Raw genomic sequence first — 17,268 nt, forward strand, 5'->3', positions numbered from 1 at the left:
TGAGCGCAGCTCAGCACTTTCGCCGCATAGCGGCCCTCTCGCCTTCTCGGCTTCTCAGACTCTCGATGTTTTCTCTATACCCTAGACTCCAGACCCTATCCCCGCTTTTGGTTCTTTCCGCCGAAGGCGCGTGTCAACTGCGAAGCAGTTCGAGACAACCACGAAGTGGTTCGCAACAACTCCGCAGGAGTTCGTATCAATCCCGAAGGGATTCGTGTCCCTGCTGCAAAGCAGCTTTCTCGGACTCTCGGATTCTCGGATTCTTATCAGGAGTTCGTATCACCGGCGAAGCCAGACACAGCATCTTTCACTTCTTATAAGCATCTCCACGCTTGATTATATGAATAACAAGAATAACGAAGGTATTATTCTGAAGCTTGAATATAACACGGTAATCCCCAACCCTCAATCTTAATAGACCATAATACTTGCCTGTCAAGATCTTCACATCGGGGCGGGGCACATTTTTATCCCCATTATAGTGATCTATGAGATTCAAAAACGCTTTGTCGATTCTTTTTTGAACAGTTCTGTCTAACTTATTGTATTCTTTTTGTGCTGCTGTTGTGAATTCAATCCTGTAACTCATGCCCATCTGCTATCTCCAGATCTTCTTTTGTCATTGCATCGAGAATTTTGGTTAGTTCAGCGTTTTCTTCATCATCACAAGGCTCAACAGTTGACATGATCTTGAAATACAGGGAATTGTACCCTTCTGATTCTATGAATTTCCACAGGGAACGTTCAATGATTTCACTTGCGCTTTTTCCCAATATTCTTTTCAATTCATTGAGAACTTTCCAGGTTGAAGGTCTCATCATTATATTGTGTCGTTCTTTTGTCTCATTCATGCCATCACCTTCTTTACATATACACATAGTGTGTATATTATAACATATTTCACAAAATTGACTAACGATTTCTCGGGAGCTTACACCCCCGACGCAGCCGGGCTTACCCTTGGCGAAGCCAAGCTTACCCACGCGCTAGCGTGCTCACCAGCAGCGCAGCGGCTCTCTCGGTTCTCGGATTCTCGGATTCTCGGATTCTTATCAGGAGTTCGCACCACTGGCATTAGCCAGTCGCACCCACGCGCAGCGTGTTTACCCGCTTTCGCTTTCTCGATTTTGAAATGATATAATAAACATGTGCCGAATTTATGGTGCGTGTACCACAAATATCATACATATATGAGGTGTGATTATGCCAATTTCTGAAATTATAATGTACAACCCATGGTGGAATAGTTCTATTAATATGGATACACTCGTTAAAAAACTGACTGAGCAGTATGAAAACGCTCGTTTCAAAAGGGATTATTCTAACCTTTTCGATTTATCTTCAAATGCTCTCTACACATTAAGGGGAATGAGACAGATCGGGAAATCCACCGCCATTAAGATAACGATAGCTGAGTTGCTAAAAAAGAATGTCCCCGGAAAAAGCATAATGTTCTTACCCTCCGATACTGTGGCTGATTTCAAAGAGCTGAAGGAAGTTCTTTTAGAATACTTGAACTATGCCAGAGAATATAAGAAAAGGTATATTTTCATAGACGAGATCTCCTATGTAAAAGGTTGGCAACGTGCCATAAAAGAATTGAGGGACAACACTATCCTGAGAAACGACCTTATGATACTATCTGGCTCCTCAGCACTGGACATTAAAAGAGGGGCTGAGCGCATGCCGGGGCGAAGAGGCAATGTTGTCGAGCCAGATAAAGTACTTTTGCCGGTAACATTCAGAGAATACCTTGAAATCATTGGTTTCAAAAGCCTGCCATTGTTTTCTCTGGATGAACTGCTTACTCTAAATGAAAAATATACCTTTGACTTTAAAATACTTGAGAACGAAATTAACCCGATTTTTGATAGATTCCTTTTGTCTGGCGGCATTCCCGTAGTTGTTGAAAAAACGATTCAAGAAGAATCCCTGGAACAGCTTGTCAACGTATTTTGGGATATCATGGTAGGTGACATTGAAAAAGTTGGATTGAATAGAATCACATTAAGGAAGATAATAAAGTATCTTGTAGGCCGAATCGGTTCAAGGCTTTCATGGAACTCCGTTGGTTCAGAAGTAGAACTGGACACAAAAACCGTCCAACGTTATCTTGAAGCCATTACGTCAAACTACCTAGGATTTGTAATTCACTTTCTCGATAAAAACAAACATACAATAAAACCCCTTAAACAGAAAAAGTTTTACCTGTGGGATTCCTTCTTGAACACAGTAATTCAGGAAAAGTTAGGAGTGTCTACCAAAATTCCTGAATTAATTGAACAATTAGTAGGAAAAGAACTCCTGATAAGATACGAAAACAACCTTTCAGAAGGCAGTTATATGTTAGAAAACGTAGGGTTCTGGTATTCTCAGACTGGAAACGAAGTAGATTATTTGGTAAAAAACATACCGATAGAAGTAAAATACAAGAACAACATATCAAAAGGAGACGCCGTTACAATCACAAAAGCTTTTGGGAAAGGTATCTTACTTACCAAAAAAACGCTGGATTTATCATCGCCTGTCAAACGCATCCCGGTGTCCCTATTCCTGGCAGTTTTATCTGTTGGTTGATCTGTTTGAAAAAGGTTTTTCTGCACACAGCTTTGCAAACGTCGCTCCACCAATTGACAGTCTCACAAGCCTCCTGGACATAGTCCAGCACTTCGCAGCGTAGCTGCTTTCCGCCGCGCAGCGGCTATCTCGGTTCTCGGACTCTCGGACTCTCGGATTCTCGGATTCTTATCAGGAGTTCGCACCACTGGCATTAGCCAGTCGTACCCACGCGAAGCGTGTTTACCGTGGGAAAACAAAAAAGCTGTCGATTTCCTGGCCCTTTATGTCATAACAGGTGCCTTTTAGTTTGCCATTATCATATTCAAAGAGAACGAAGTGATATCCTTCGAAGCTTGCTACCGGACCTGAAGGATCTTTAATGCCATAAGGAGAAGCTCCACCACCACCTATTACGATGTATGTGAGACCATTGTGTTCAATGCGCTGGTAGTTATGATCATGACCAGAAAGAACAAGATCAACGCCATATTTTTCAAACAGAGGAACAAGAATAGTTTTCACAAAATAAGAGTCCCCATGTGAGCTGTAACTGAAAGGCGGATGATGAAACATTACAATGGTAAATTTAGCGGAATTGGTCATTACCAAAGACTTCAACCATTTGTACTGTTCGGAATACCTGTCAAAACGTTCATTTGTATTTAGCACAATGAATAACAATTCTCCAATTTTGAAAGAATAATATGACTCGTTTCCTGGGAGAGAAAAGAAAGTTTTGTAATTTTCGGCTGCTTTTTCATGGTTACCAATCGCTGGAAAAAACAAAACATTACTCAAAGGTTCTGTCGCTTTGAAGAAATCTGCCCAATCGTTAATACGGCTGTCTGAATATACAATATCACCTGTGTGCAATACAAAAAGAGGCTCCTTTGAAGAAATGACCTTGGTGACTCTTAAATGTATTTTCGGATTACTTCGTGAATCTCCGTAAACAACGAACCTAAGGTGATTACCAGGATTAAAAGGAATAGAAAAATTACCTTCCAGAACATAGTCGGTAGAAGATTCACATTCAATACGATATTTGTAAGAAACATCCGGGCTCAAATCGGATACAGTCAGTACATGAAACTTCGAAGGTTTGGATTCAAACACTTCTTTGGAAAAGTGTTCATTATAGACATACAAATTACATACAACCGGAGTTGTAGTGTACCAGCTAAACTGAACAGTATTTGTAGCAGGTGATGTGATAACAACAGCCAGCAATGTCATGGAAATCGCAACAAAAAATAGTATGGCAAACAACATTTTCATACCCAATCTCCCTTTCAATATTTAATGCTCCTACTGTCCTTATTTTACAGTACAAAACAAAGAAAATGGGGACTGTACCGCAGTGGACTGTCCCCATTTTCTTGCACTCTTTATACCTCAACCACGAAGTGGTTCCAAGCATCCGAAGCTATGCTCCGCCCAGCGTCAGTTGCCGTTAGGTAACTCCCACCATCAACGGCGACAGCCGTTCCCAGCGTCTGATCGGAGAATAACTCAAATACTAGCGACGGCGAGAATGGAAGCAGGGAAAATTGAGTACTCTCCGAAATGATTCTGGAGATTGAGAACGACTTCGACCGTGTCTTTTTCTTTTTTAAATAAGTTTTCTTGATATACGTTTTTATTTACAGGCTTAAGTTTGTAAAGAGAAACCCCTACTGCCCTTACGGCTTCACCGTTCCATATTTCTCTTATCAACCAGTAAAGAACATTGTTCAAGTGTTCCGGGCGTGAAATATAAAAGGAAAGACTTCTCGTGATTCTGGCAACGCTGAAATCGCTGTATTTTAAAAACAGACTGGTTCCTCTTGCCTGGTATCCGTATTTTCTCATTCTGTAAACAGCTTTCGCGCCGAGAAAACTTGCGACCCTTTCGATAAGTTCTATTGAATTTACATCATGATTGAGAGTCATCGAATGCCCCACAGATTTTGGTGGTTCTTTTTTAAAAAACAATTCTTTTGGATAATTTTTAACGGTAAGTGATTTAACGAGCCCCAGGAAAGAATTTCCAAAATTGTGGTAAAGGAAAAACTCATCTGCTTCTAATAATTCAGAGGCTTTTTTAAAACCAAAGTTTTCTAATTTCATCAGCGTGTGTGGTCCAATACCCGGAACCTGAGATATATCGACATTCTGCAAAAAAGCCTTTTCTGATCCCTCTTTAACCACGACAAATCCCCGTGGCTTATTAAAATCACTCGCGATTTTGGCAATTAAAGGGTTTACTGCAACACCTATTGAAAAAGAAATCCCGAAGGTTTTCTCGATAGAGGTTCTAAAAAGCTTCAAAGCATTTATAGAATCAGACAAACTATGATATACGGATAAATCAATAAATGCTTCATCGATACTCGCTACAGAATATCTTGGAGATATGAATTCAAGGCGTTTCATAATTTCTTCGGATACGTATGTGTATTTGCCACTATCAACAGGCACAAATAAAGCTTTCGGACATATTTCTAAGGCCTTAAAGGCAGGCATACCCGCTTTAACTCCGTATTTTTTAGCTTCGTAACTTGCCGAAACGACCACAGAATGCCTTGTATCTTTTCCAGTCACAATGATTGGTTTGCCCTTAAGATAAGGATTGGAGGCTTGTTCCACACTGGCAAAAAAAGCGTCCATATCGACGTGTGCGATGTAGGGAATTGACTTTCGTGACTTACCAGTACTGACTTTCGTGGTAATACCACTGTTTGTCAAATTCTTTATATTCGAGAATGTGGATATTCCTCGAAGCCCTAACTGAGAATTTATAGACACGATAATCCCCCCTACGTTCTTTCCAGACGTATACAACCTTTTCTATTCGAATTTTTCTGTCATTGAGTACGAAATAGATGGGAAAGAAAAAACCTTTTTCAAAACAAACTATGACTTTTATAGGCCTTCCTTCAGAATACATTCTTTCACCTACTACGACTATTGAGGTATAAAAAAGTATATCACATTTAAATGACCTTGCCAAAGTCTAATCGAATCATGTTGTACAGTACATTGGAAAGGAAATATGGCGATATTTAACGTGGCAGCAAAAAGAAGTTCAATTATGTTGGATTATATGTAGCATACATTGAAATACCTATATTGTGTATATGGCCATAGAAAATTGACCCCCTACCCCTGGTAAAAAACTTCTTGGGCAGGATAATAGAATCAATCTGCAAGCGTCGCATTATCAATTGTCAGCGTCCGCAAGCCTCAACCTCGTGAGCCTCCTGAGCGCAGCTCAGCACTTTCGCCGCATAGCGGCCCTCTCGCCTTCTCGGACTCTCGGATTCTCGGATTCTTATCAGGAGTTCGTATCACCGGCGAAGCCGGTCGTAACAATCCCAAAGGGATTCGCATCCGCCGCGTAGCGGCTATCTCGGATTCTCGGATTCTTATCAGGAGTTCGCACCACTGGCACAGCCAGTCGCACTCTTTCTCAGTTCAAGGCGCCATCTCTTGATCCTGCTACTTTTAGTGGTTTAAAATAAAAATAGAGGAGGAACAGAAAAATGATTATTAATGAAGAGGTTATTTGGATTGTAAATTCATTGGTAGGGGAATTTGAAATTATAAAAGACCATAGGAATAGTAGTAACAGAACAGGCGTTTTAGAAATTAATGCTAACAATAAAAGAATGTTTATTAAAATTCATAACAGATTAAGTCGGTGGAGTCCTGAAGTTTATGCATATAAAAATTGGACTCATATACTTGGAGAATATGCCCCTAGACTTATACATTCTTTTAATGATGATAATTTTTATGGAATAATTACTACCCCAATTTATGGAAAGACAGTAAATGAATATCAAATAAATGACGAGGATATATTAGAACCAATTTACTATAAAGCTGGAGAATTACTTAAGCAATTACATAACAACTTTAAAGGTACATATTTTGGTATTCCTGCGATTGATGGTTCACCTCTTGAAAGTAAGGCAAAAACGGATCCCGTAGATTATATTAATTCTGCATTAGAAGATATTTTGAAATCAGGATATGATAAAGGATTATTTAATAATAGTGATAAGGAATTAGTTAAATGGTGTATGAAGCATAGTGATGTCTTTGCAAATAGCAAGCCAGTTCCTACAAACTGGGACTTTTCACAAAACAACTGGATGGTTGATGAGGATGGTAAGTTTACTGGTTTTATAGATTTTGAAAATATGCTTTGGGGGATTGATGTTGACAGTTTTGGAATAGTGATTGAAAGGTATACCCCAAATAGACCCAAGTTAAGGAAAGCTTTGTTTGAGGGATATGGATTAGAAAATAGTGAGGAAAAACAACTGCAACTTAAAATTGTAAGCGTTAAAATGGCTATAGCGGATATAACATATGGAGCTAGTGTTGGTAATGATAGAATTTTTTCATTAGGAAGAAACTTGATGGATAACCTAAAAATGCCAGGCTTCAAGATACATTAAGATCTTAAGAAAATGGGGACTATACCGCAGTGGACTGTCCCCATTTTCTGAGACTGTAGCTCTTATTTTAAGTAATGTCAACTGCGCAGCAGTTCGGGTCAACTCCGTAGGAGTTCGTGACAACTCAGAATGAGTTCGCTCCAATCCCGAAGGGATTCGTGTCTGCCGCGCAGCGGCTATCTCGGTTCTCGGACTCTCGGATTCTCGGATTCTTATCACGAGTTCGAGACAACCACAAGCAGTTCGCGTCCGCCGTGCAGCGCCAAGCCTTGTAAACATTACCTTTTCTTTGGTCTGCCTTTTGGCCTTCTTTTCAGTGGGAGGCCCAAAACCTCTTCAAATTTAGCAATTTTTTCGTCGTTAAAAAATAATCTTCCAGTAGAAGTATTCCTTCGTATATTAGAAAGAAAATCATTACTATCCGGATATCCAAGATATTCTTTCCATCCGTCAGGATTCCAGTTAAATCCAAAATCTGACAAATCGCTTAAGTGAAGAAAATGGGGACTTTCCCTCCGTGTGTCCCCATTTTCTTTTACACGTACCCTAGCGCTCGACCATTCATAATCCCAGGGAAATTCAACTATCTTTGCTCTTACGGGGTTTCGCTCAACATATTTAACAGCCGAAATAGCATGTTCTTGATCGAGAGGGCAGGAATAGAATCTTCCCTGCCAGAGATGTCCCGTTCTATGATGTTTTCGATTAAAATACTGTGAGTATCTCATATGAGCGTACTTAAAAGCCATGGCTAGAGAATCTTCTCTTTCAGGGACAGCGATAAAATGAACATGATTGGTCATGAGGCAATACGCATATATCTTGAGCCCATGTTTAGCTGAATATTCCTTAATGAATTCAAGATATTTGATTCTATCTTCAGGATCCTCAAAAACACTTTGACGATAATTACCCCTTTGCGTTACATGATGAGCAATACCCTCGAGAACAACCCTCGCGCTTCTTGGCATTTCATCACCACTTGGCAACCAAGATACCCGATCATACCATAAAATATTGGTGTCTGTCCCTATTTTCTTGTAGAATGAAGAAGTAGGAGATTTTCTTGTAGATGGCGTAGTTATTGAAGTGGGTGGAAAAAATAAAGCAAAAAAGAGAGCTGATTACGTAATACGCGACAATATAGATTTACCTCACGGGAATGTAATCCCACTGTGGTTGCTTGGATTTATGTACTGACAAATATTGGAGTCTGTCCCTATTTTTCTTCTATTTTTCTTAGCTTTTTGTTATTTTCTCATATTTCGGAGGGAGTTTACACAAAATTGCTAACAGACCCGGTTCTGGCCAATTCAGTACGGATAAGGCTCCTTGAGCAACCTCCGTACGAAACAATCGCCGTACTTTAATACGGGGTGGAGGTCAAATAATGATTCGCCATGTTCCTGAGTTCATTACCTCAAACCTAGTATTTTCTTTCACAACGGATCCAGGTACCCAGCAAAGACCGGGGGAGGAAATAGCTCTTCCTGCTCCTTTTCTGTTATCCCATTCTCTTCCCGTGAAAATCTCTATCTCGCCTTCTATTTTCAAAGGTGGAACACATTCAACATGTGCCCAGACAGGCTTTCCCGCTATTATAATCACATTTACGGACTCCTTAGTTTCACTCCATTCACCATAAAATCCCTCTGTTTCCAGTTTTGTATCGTCTACCCTTTTTAGTTTCGACAACTCTATCCTCCCGAATCCGTACTTTCTCTCACCACCTACTTGTAGAAACTGAATCAGTTCAGAGAGTTTCAGCCGAGCACCTTCATATTTGAGTGAAAGATCATCGTCCTGTTCAGAAAAGCTCTCGAGTTTCTTCACCCACAGCAACCCCTTAAGAGACAAAGGAGAAGAATCATCCATACTGTAAGGATTTATATGCTCAAGATGATGCAGGGTCTCCTCTTCTGCGGATAGAGAGTATGCATCTATGGAGGTTGTTGATATGGAATGAACACACTTTTTTTCAAACTCATACAAAGAGACTCCACCGAATTTTAAACCTTCCTCCGTATATTTAGGAATAAAGAGTTCTTCTCCATCTGAAAGATAAAGATATCCAAATCTCATCTGTTCTTTCAAAAACTGCCCGGCTTTTTTATAGTCACCTTTACCTGTTTTCTGCACAAGTCTTACCGTCACAGCACCCCAAAGAGTTCTTCCAGGAACATAGAGTCTTGTTCGCATGAGATGCATGATTTTGTGATATCCAATGTGCAAAGGTGATTTCAGCCGGAAGGTTACAGAATAGAGAAACCAGCTCACTTCTCCTCACCTTGATTTTTAGACTCTTTTACCCTGGCTTTGGCATGATATCTTGCGTATATTAAAGTTTTCTCGATAACCTCAATAGCGAACATCAAATCGTGTATCTTCTCTGAAAGCTTGCTTATCTGCAAGAGCTTATCTTCCTCCGAGGAATTTTCCAGAAGTTTGAGTTCACCCAGTATTTCTATGGATTTATCAAGAATCTGCTTCGTTCCATTTTCAACCATGCAGAATAAACCGAGTGCATATAATCCCTGCTGCTGTAAAACACTCAGGGCTTTGGTTATGAGGTTCAGAACTTCTTTTGGGGTGTGCTTATCATCTATCATTCTGTTTGTAATTTCAAAACTATATTTTGCACAGATTTGGTCGATGTTCTTAGTTTCCTCACACATTTCCTCTCACTCCTTCAAAGTTCAGCACCCTCATTCTTCCCATTCCACGCGTGTTCATGCCACCTATTCCCAAGATTTCAAAAAGTTTTAAGCCTTTCTCCACCTGAACTTTCACCCAGTTTATTCCAACGTCTCCTCCATCTTCTGTTTTCAGTTCTTCACCACCAACTTTGAAATATTTACCCGAATTGTATATGATAGCGAATTTTAAAATGGTACCACGCGGTATCGCTTCATAAGTGAAAAGTGCTTTTTCTTCAGCAGTACCAGTATCGGGATCGATACTCACTGACGTTCTCACTTCAAGATTACTGTTTACAATCTTTTGAAAAAGCGCGTCCGAGACAAGAACTGCCCTTTGGGCCACAAGACCAGGTGGCACACCTTTGACTTCATCCAATTTCTCTTTCGCTTCCTTTTGACTATTCTCTTCTTTTTCCAGCATGATCCAGCCGAAATTGAGTCTTTCTCTGTTTTTTATTTGTTCTCCCAAAGGATAGAATTTATCGTCTGACAAATTGACATCATCCAACTCTAATGCCAATGGAGAAGTCACCCACACAGGTCCTATCATGGACGAAACAGGGAAAAGAAGGATGTGTGCATCAAAAAACTGCGCAAGACCCTGCATGCTGTTACCAGAACCTCTCGAAAAACCATATGAAACACACACGGGGCACGCGGGATTGACTATTCCACAATGTTTTTCGCCACCCTCTCCGCCTCTTCCTGCGCAGGAATATTCCTGTTTGTCCTTTTTCCATCTGTACTTCCCCGTTGCAAGAGCAGTATACGCTCGTGCGGGTCCACTTATACTTGTCCCCGGTATTTTCGGAAGTCTTGTAGCAGGATCCCGTACTATGGAAAGATCCACTCTTTCTAGTCTTGTTCCTCCCACCCCAACATGTATTGGATCAATGGTTATCGCGTAATAGGTTTCCAATTTGTAAATATTGGATTCACAAGGACTCATTTTGATCCCCCTTTCCTATTTTCTCTTTTCTGACTTGAAGATTCCAGTAGAGACACAGTTCAAATAAACTGTCTTCAACTGACGTTTTTAAAAGGTTGTATTCGTTCGAAGAATCATCAAGATCCAGTATATTGATAAGACTCGATCTTAAAAACTGTTCAAAGGTTTCTCCATTGTATTCTTTGATTTTCTCAAGTTCTTCCAAAAAAGCGTAGAGCTGTGAAATAGTCCATTTTTTCGATCTTAGTTTACGTTCAACTATTTTCCACAAATTCTGAATTTCATGGATATCGTCTAGAAATTTCAAATTCTCATCCACATAGAATCTATCTGAAGCTTCCTCTATGTAGCAGAGTTTGAAATAGGAAGGTTCTATTTCTAATTCGTCTCCTTCTTTTATCTCTTTGATGTGCACAACGTAATTCCCATTGCCCGTATAATCTAAGCAAAGCTTTCTATTTGGTTTCCCTTTGTTGCAAAGCCTCAAGTATGGATACCACAGATCTTCTACGTCTGGATCTTTTGTGGAGTATGAAACAACCCACTTCAAGGGAATCCTTCTTTTGTTGACCCTCAGCAATAGCTTCTTACTCATTCCTGATATCGGATCTTTCATATCTTCAACTCTCTCCACATCAACCACTATGGTTTTTGATGATTCAAACTTCTTCAGCAGTCTTTTTGCAGCATCCATCACCACGTAAAGCGGTGTTCTTCTATGAAAGGCAATGACTCCAAGATGCAAGGGCAATCTATCTCGTACTTTGGAAAATTGTCTTTCGTATTCTTCAACGATCTTCTCTGCAATGTCGAGAGTCTCATATGCAGGAACGAGTATCATGAATTGATCTGGAAAGTCATAGATTTTTATGTAAGGAAGATAATCCTGATACTTGTCGTCTGCTGGTTTCGCCTTTGCAATCCTGAAATCCCTCCAGCTTTTCTCTGGTTCTGTTTTCAGTTTTATATTCTGGCCGGAAAGTGCTTCTGCTATTTCTTTCACCGTTTTTCCGAATTTGCTCAAGATTTCAAGATTTATCGTAGTAACAAAAAGCCCCCTTACACTGTCGACACAAACTGGGCTGAATCTAACGCCACTTATAGATATGTCACAAGTTGAACCCTCAGGAACCTTGGGATTTGGGTTTATTTCTAGTTCTATGCGCTGTTTTCTCAAAGCTGGATATTCATAGTTGTTTAGTATCCCTTTAAAAACAGTTTCCCTGATGAATTCTTCCGTAGTCTCCCATACTCTCCTTATGCGAGCAGGGGACGGATGCTTTCTAACATCATTGTTTCTGGGGTTACTAGCATTTTCGGTAGAGGGTTCGTTAAACGTAAGCGTTTGTATAAAACTTCCGTTCAACCACTCATCTATTTTGAACATCCCTACTACGAGAGCTACTCTGTCATTGTGATCAGAGATTTCGTCGATCCAGATGGAACTTTTCGGGTCCATTTGCCATTCCTGTGAACGATTGGTCCTTCTGTTTAAACAGTGATTGCATATTTCTTTACCTCTTTCTACTGTTCTCAACCTACAAATCGGACATACTTCTTTGTTATTCTCAGGTCCAAACTCATTGCATGGAAATCCCTCCGAGTAAGCAGGAAAAGAAACTCGCTCTAAAGCTTTTTTTCTGGCTTCCGGGATGGATTTCAACAGGAGTTCTTTCTTCTTCGCTTCAATTGTTTTCCTATCGCCTTGTTCCTCGGGAGGAATTTTCGTTTCAAGAGGTATTTCCGTAATACAAGCCATTATTTCCGGTTCGATTCCTCTTATCTTTTTCAGGATCTCTTCTTTCAATTCGTGTAACTCCACAGCAGCGGTCAGGAAATAAATACCCTTTGTATCACGAAAGATCTCATTACCTATTGGATATGTGACCTCTATCATTTTCTTGACTTCCTCGAAAATCTTTTCGACACTCTTCCAGTATCCCTTTATGTCACCTATTTTTATCCCCTTAGTTAGAAGTCCAAGAACATCGAAATTCACAGCAAAAACTTTCCAGTCAAAATGAAGAGGGTCGAATGTATTTTCAGGCTTCAGAAATTCTTGAGCCACCGCACACTTCATCATTGTTGCAACGGAATACGAGTGATCCCATAATGTTACATCGTTCGCAGGTCGCCTGGTCTCACCAAGAAATAGAAGATAATACTTTTTTGTACAGAAAATTACCTTATACAGCGTTTCAATGTCATTAGAGCTTTTTTGAAATCTTGTTAGATGTTCTTCAATTTTCCTATACATTTCCTCTTTGATGCGGTCTATTTCATCAATCTCGATCTTATAGTTTTCAAATCCAAACGCACTGGAGATGAAAGTATGCTCTTTGCTCTGCTTGCTTTCCACTTTTCCTTTATCTACTCCGGAATCTATCCCGTCGAATCCATTATTAACGGCACTTATCAACGCAACGAGCTTAGGAACGGTTTCCAATTCTCTATTATGATGGTGTTCTATGAAATCCATAATTGATGCTTTTTCGTTTAGCACGTCTATCTTGACTTCAGATAGGATTTTTCTGAGTTCGTCAGGAAAAAGCTTAGGAGGGGTATGAGAGGGACGTTGGTTTCCTGCTTCTTTTGAGTTACCCTCTATAAAATCCTTTGTTGCTTTTCCCAGATCGTGTAAATACGCCCCTATCTCAGCGAGTAAGATGGGAACTCTGTTTTCTTCCACTATTTTAAGAATGCTCATTTTTTCCCACGCTCCACAATATCTTTTAGCTCATCAAAATTTGAAAACTGCAAAGCAGACAAAAACTCTTTTACCTCAAGCCTGCTGGCACCTTTGTCCCATCTATCTTTTATCTTCCCAAAACCAATCGTTTTCTTCGCAGAAAATCCGTACTCGAGCGTCATAGCTTCAAGGCCAGCTACAACCTGGCTTAGATCTTCCCAAACTTCCTCTTTGAGTTTTTCGTCATTGTTTCCCAGCCAGTGGTATGGTACATAGAGTAAACGGAATATGCCCTTTGCTCCTTCAGGAACGACTTCAAAATAAATGGGATTCTTGCCAGTTTTTGTTTTTCTATCGTGGGGATTGATCACCATCAGATCGATTTTGTTCCAGAAGGTGGGATAAAAATGAAGCATTCCTTCAACATGAATATCTTCTGCCTTGGAGTCGCTTTTATCGAACATCTTTACTAATCTTTTTCTGTAGAATTCTCTTGCACCGGGACACATCCTATCCAGGTATTCGGTCCATCCTGTTGGTGTTTCTTCCCATCCCTTTTCTGTTCCGAAAAGTAACGTATGGCGAAACCTCATTTCCGCAAATGTTTCTGGATTGTCTTTGTTCTCTTCAAGAAGTTTTTTCATCATCGCCCATCGTAAATTTCCCTTCCACGTGGTGGCAGAGGTGAAGGGTATTGCAAAGACATTGTCTTTCTTTACAGGGTTATCGATGATGTAAAGTGGAACATCATCTCTCGACAGAAAGGGTTTCTCCAATCCTATATGAAATTCAAGAACCCAGCTTCCTTTTGGTAAGAAAGTTATATCTATATTCGAATCTATTCCAAGTAGTTTTATTTCATCCAGCCTGCAGTGAATGTATTGACCGTAAAATCCACGAGAATGCAAAATGGCTTTTAGACCAGATTTCGCATGATTAACAATATTGCTCTTATAATAAGCTGTGGAAAGAAGTAAGACTCTTTGATACGTATCTACAATATCGTCGTATTTTTCAGAACCATTGGCAAGCTGATCGAAATCCTGTTTGTCTTTCGTTTGATAGTAAGCATAAAAATCATGAGACATTCTCCCCTTCTCCTTTCAGAAGGCTCTGGATGAATTCCTCTATGTCTGTATACAACTTCACAGTATCCCTTTTTGTCTGGAATTCTCTCCACACAACAAGCTGATGGTTCTGCGCCCGTTCACCAAGAATTTCCGCTAGATTGTTCATATTGAGCTCATTTTTAAGAGCATCCAGAAAAGCATTTCGATTAAACCCTTGGGGTGTGTCGTTTTCTGGAATCCATCCCCAGAGTCTGAATTCCCAGAGATCACTGTTTATTTTATAAGCGCAGGAAATGTTTATCTTTGAGGCGCTTCTTTCGATAATTTCTTCTTTTTTGAATTCTCGCTTACAATTTGCGCATTTAAAAATTTTATCTCCATCCCCATTTTTCGGAGTTACTCCGTTATAACACTGCGGGCAAACACTTTTACTGGTTCCAAACAACCAGTTTTCCAAACCTTTTGTGTTTTGACCTCCGATTTTCCAGATTTCTTTTCCATTTCCATATCTCAGCCAGTTTTTGATCACCGGAGCTATGGGGAAGAAATTATTACGAAGACATTCTTCTACCGCTTTTTTGCTTTTTTCAACTCCGTTTATCTTCTTCCACCAATCTCCGCGTGCCCTGAATTGAACTTTTGCAAAAAACATTTCTTTGAGATTTGGAAAACCGAGGCTATTTGATTTTTGACGTTTTGCATCTTTTGAGAAAAGTTTTTCAAGAGCTCCCCTAAAATCATGAAAGTCAACGTCCGAAGGATTTGTCAGTTCAACTACGCCGTACCCAAGTTGTGTCTTTGCTCCAATTTCCCCCCATTTTGAAGCGATGAGTAGCGGTACTAATATGAGAGTTTCATCGAATTTTTCATCAAGAGAAATTATTTTAATCTCTAATTTTCCGACGATACCAGGTCCCAAAAACCAGCCATGTGAACGGCCGGAGGGTTTTATGTTTATAGCTTTATTTCCCGGGAAAGAGATTTTCTTTCCTCCATTTATCTCTAATCTGAACAATCTTCTTCTTCCTCTGGCACCGAAGATCAGGCAGACAGGACAGTAATTCCCTTCATTGTTGTTGGGGCATCTTATCTCGTCGGTGGGATCACACGCAAATTCATTCATTCCTCTGATGAGAGTTTCCATCCACCAGCGAAGTGAACCAGTAACACCGGTTGGTTGAATGGTATCACTCTTTGTATCAATATCACCCGTCCAGATAGGAGTTTTTATTTGTAAGTTAATCTTTACACCCCCACGGTTGAAACCAGAAGAATCTTTTTATTGCACGTGTTATCCTGTTACATATTATAAACAATCCTCACCTTGTTGTCAAATGAATTCAGCCAATTATTCTCATTGAAGTTGCTTTGGTGTTCAAGTCAACAAAAACTTTCAGGAAATTCTGTATTGAGTAGAGATAGATTCACATTGCCCTTCCAGTAGGTCAAATTATACGTTTTTGAACTATGGGGAGGTCATCTGGGGAATATTTTGCTTTTCGAAGAGTTTTATACATAGTATCATCCCAAACTATGCACTTAGAAGAAAGAGGAAATACAGGTCATTGAAAAAGGCATGGGAACCTAGTAAATTAGTTGTGAAGCCAAACACAACATATGGAGGTTTCCCATGCCCACAACTAATATACCACAACTTCTAAATTCTATGTGTGAAGAGATTTCTTTTCCCAGGTCTGAGCACAAAACACTGCTGCTCGATTACACCAGAGGCCTTGCCATATCTCATTTCAAAAGCCTCAGTTCAATCGGTAGGAAAATGGGGCATTCTCAGTCATCTTTCTCACGAATGCTTTCAAACACCATGGTTACCACTGAAGAGCTCACAGGCAGCAGATTGAATTTCATCCAAAACTTTCTTTCTAACAATGGTCTTGAACCCAAATACATCATATTGGATGAGACCGTTATTGAGAGGTATGGCTCAAAGATAGAGAACCTTGGCAAGTATTACTCTTCCACAGCAGAGAAGGTAATAAACAGTATCTCGCTTATCTCATCTGTACTATATGTAAAGAACGGACTGTTTTTTCCCCTGGTTACAAGAGAAAGAACAAAGGGTGATTTCACAGGGCAACTCATCTCCATTCTTGAGTACTCGAAGCTTGAAAACAACATTGTCCTTGTAGATGGAGCCATTATGTGCGGCAGGATATTTGCAAAGGTTGTCAATTCTGCTTCGACTATAATCGGCAGGCTGAGAACCAATCTCAAGGTTGTGATTGACGGAAAAAGCTTCTTGCTTTCAAAGCTCAAGAAAAAAACTAAGGGAGTCACATCATTTATTGCGAGAGTTCCGAGCTACCAAGCAAAGGTAAAGATAGTCATTGACAACAGTGCTGACGAAACGAGAATCATTCTTTGCAGCGACACGAACATGACAGAGTATGAGATACTCAATCATTACAGCAAAAGAGAGACTGTGGAAGAATACTTCAAGCAGGCAAAAGGTCTATTGGGGCTGAAAACACAGGTTTACTCACAGCGTTCCACTGAAAAACACACGGAGCTTGTAGCTCTCTACTTCACAGCGATGATGATAGCGAGATACTATTTGAATGTCAAAGACCGGATAGGATTCAGAGAATTCATTGAACGGCAGATAGAACAGTACCATCTGGAAAAAGCTTTATTTTCCCTATTTGCTTTATTTGTTCGTGATCCCGAATCGTTCTTTTGTTTTCTCTCTGGGTTTATCTAGCTAAGTGCATAGTTTGGGATCATGGAATAGCGTAAACTTTTAGAGTTTTCTTAACTATAAGCAAAATTTTTCTACCATAAAAATGGTGTCTGTCCCTATTACTGTCCCGGTCCTTGAAGTACTCATCACTCGAAA

General features: G+C 40.0%; 14 protein-coding genes. 3 read left to right on the forward strand and 11 right to left on the reverse strand.

The annotated features are described in order from the left end of the window. Nucleotides 1-307: 307 nt before the first annotated feature. Complete coding sequence (locus tag KOLE_RS06335; RefSeq protein ID WP_148208002.1) at nucleotides 308-589, reverse strand: type II toxin-antitoxin system RelE family toxin; 282 nt, start codon at nucleotides 587-589, stop codon at nucleotides 308-310. Further along, complete coding sequence (locus tag KOLE_RS06340; RefSeq protein WP_015868611.1) at nucleotides 573-851, reverse strand: hypothetical protein; 279 nt, start codon at nucleotides 849-851, stop codon at nucleotides 573-575. The genes KOLE_RS06335 and KOLE_RS06340 overlap by 17 nt, the downstream gene beginning before the upstream one ends. Before the next feature lie 352 nt (nucleotides 852-1,203). Here KOLE_RS06340 and KOLE_RS06345 point away from each other — a divergent pair, with 352 nt between their 5' ends. Further along, entirely contained in the window at nucleotides 1,204-2,577 is a 1,374-nt protein-coding gene (locus KOLE_RS06345; protein WP_015868612.1) for an ATP-binding protein, read from the forward strand. A gap of 222 nt (nucleotides 2,578-2,799) precedes the next feature. Here the strand turns inward: KOLE_RS06345 and KOLE_RS06350 are convergent, their stop codons facing one another. Both KOLE_RS06350 and KOLE_RS06355 read right to left on the reverse strand, forming a co-directional pair. Then, complete coding sequence (locus tag KOLE_RS06350; protein ID WP_015868613.1) at nucleotides 2,800-3,837, reverse strand: metallophosphoesterase family protein; 1,038 nt, start codon at nucleotides 3,835-3,837, stop codon at nucleotides 2,800-2,802. Nucleotides 3,838-4,071: 234 nt separating this feature from the next. Beyond that, the gene (locus KOLE_RS06355; protein ID WP_015868614.1) at nucleotides 4,072-5,346 is read right to left on the reverse strand and encodes a DNA polymerase Y family protein; all 1,275 of its coding nucleotides are present in this window, start codon (nucleotides 5,344-5,346) and stop codon (nucleotides 4,072-4,074) included. 737 nt (nucleotides 5,347-6,083) lie between these two features. Between KOLE_RS06355 and KOLE_RS06360 the strand changes: the two genes are divergently transcribed. Then, nucleotides 6,084-7,007, forward strand: coding sequence for an aminoglycoside phosphotransferase family protein (locus KOLE_RS06360; RefSeq protein ID WP_015868615.1), 924 nt, complete (start codon nucleotides 6,084-6,086; stop codon nucleotides 7,005-7,007). Nucleotides 7,008-7,285: 278 nt separating this feature from the next. On the opposite strand, the gene KOLE_RS06365 is transcribed toward KOLE_RS06360, so the two are convergent. The 7 genes from KOLE_RS06365 to cmr1 all read right to left on the reverse strand — a co-directional run bounded on the left by KOLE_RS06365 (nucleotide 7,286) and on the right by cmr1 (nucleotide 15,657). Further along, nucleotides 7,286-7,978 (reverse strand): transposase, encoded by a 693-nt coding sequence (locus tag KOLE_RS06365; protein WP_015868617.1) that lies wholly within the window; start codon nucleotides 7,976-7,978, stop codon nucleotides 7,286-7,288. 412 nt (nucleotides 7,979-8,390) lie between these two features. After that, nucleotides 8,391-9,284, reverse strand: coding sequence for an RAMP superfamily CRISPR-associated protein (locus tag KOLE_RS06370; protein WP_015868618.1), 894 nt, complete (start codon nucleotides 9,282-9,284; stop codon nucleotides 8,391-8,393). After that, nucleotides 9,281-9,682 (reverse strand): hypothetical protein, encoded by a 402-nt coding sequence (locus tag KOLE_RS06375; protein WP_015868619.1) that lies wholly within the window; start codon nucleotides 9,680-9,682, stop codon nucleotides 9,281-9,283. The genes KOLE_RS06370 and KOLE_RS06375 overlap by 4 nt, the downstream gene beginning before the upstream one ends. Then, entirely contained in the window at nucleotides 9,675-10,655 is a 981-nt protein-coding gene (cmr4, locus tag KOLE_RS06380) for a type III-B CRISPR module RAMP protein Cmr4 (RefSeq protein WP_015868620.1), read from the reverse strand. Before cmr4 ends, KOLE_RS06375 begins: the two co-directional genes overlap by 8 nt. Then, complete coding sequence (locus KOLE_RS06385) at nucleotides 10,642-13,362, reverse strand: CRISPR-associated protein Csx11 (RefSeq protein WP_015868621.1); 2,721 nt, start codon at nucleotides 13,360-13,362, stop codon at nucleotides 10,642-10,644. The genes cmr4 and KOLE_RS06385 overlap by 14 nt, the downstream gene beginning before the upstream one ends. Beyond that, the gene (locus KOLE_RS06390) at nucleotides 13,359-14,432 is read right to left on the reverse strand and encodes an RAMP superfamily CRISPR-associated protein (RefSeq protein ID WP_015868622.1); all 1,074 of its coding nucleotides are present in this window, start codon (nucleotides 14,430-14,432) and stop codon (nucleotides 13,359-13,361) included. The genes KOLE_RS06385 and KOLE_RS06390 overlap by 4 nt, the downstream gene beginning before the upstream one ends. Continuing rightward, nucleotides 14,422-15,657, reverse strand: a complete 1,236-nt coding sequence (cmr1, locus tag KOLE_RS06395; protein WP_041288688.1) for a type III-B CRISPR module RAMP protein Cmr1 — start codon at nucleotides 15,655-15,657, stop codon at nucleotides 14,422-14,424. Before cmr1 ends, KOLE_RS06390 begins: the two co-directional genes overlap by 11 nt. A gap of 387 nt (nucleotides 15,658-16,044) precedes the next feature. Here cmr1 and KOLE_RS06400 point away from each other — a divergent pair, with 387 nt between their 5' ends. Continuing rightward, nucleotides 16,045-17,133, forward strand: coding sequence for an IS701-like element ISKol8 family transposase (locus tag KOLE_RS06400; RefSeq protein ID WP_015868119.1), 1,089 nt, complete (start codon nucleotides 16,045-16,047; stop codon nucleotides 17,131-17,133). The last annotated feature ends 135 nt before the right edge of the window (nucleotides 17,134-17,268 follow it).

The sequence above is a fragment of the Kosmotoga olearia TBF 19.5.1 genome (genome assembly GCF_000023325.1).
In the GTDB taxonomy this organism is placed as follows: Bacteria; Thermotogota; Thermotogae; order Petrotogales; family Kosmotogaceae; genus Kosmotoga; species Kosmotoga olearia.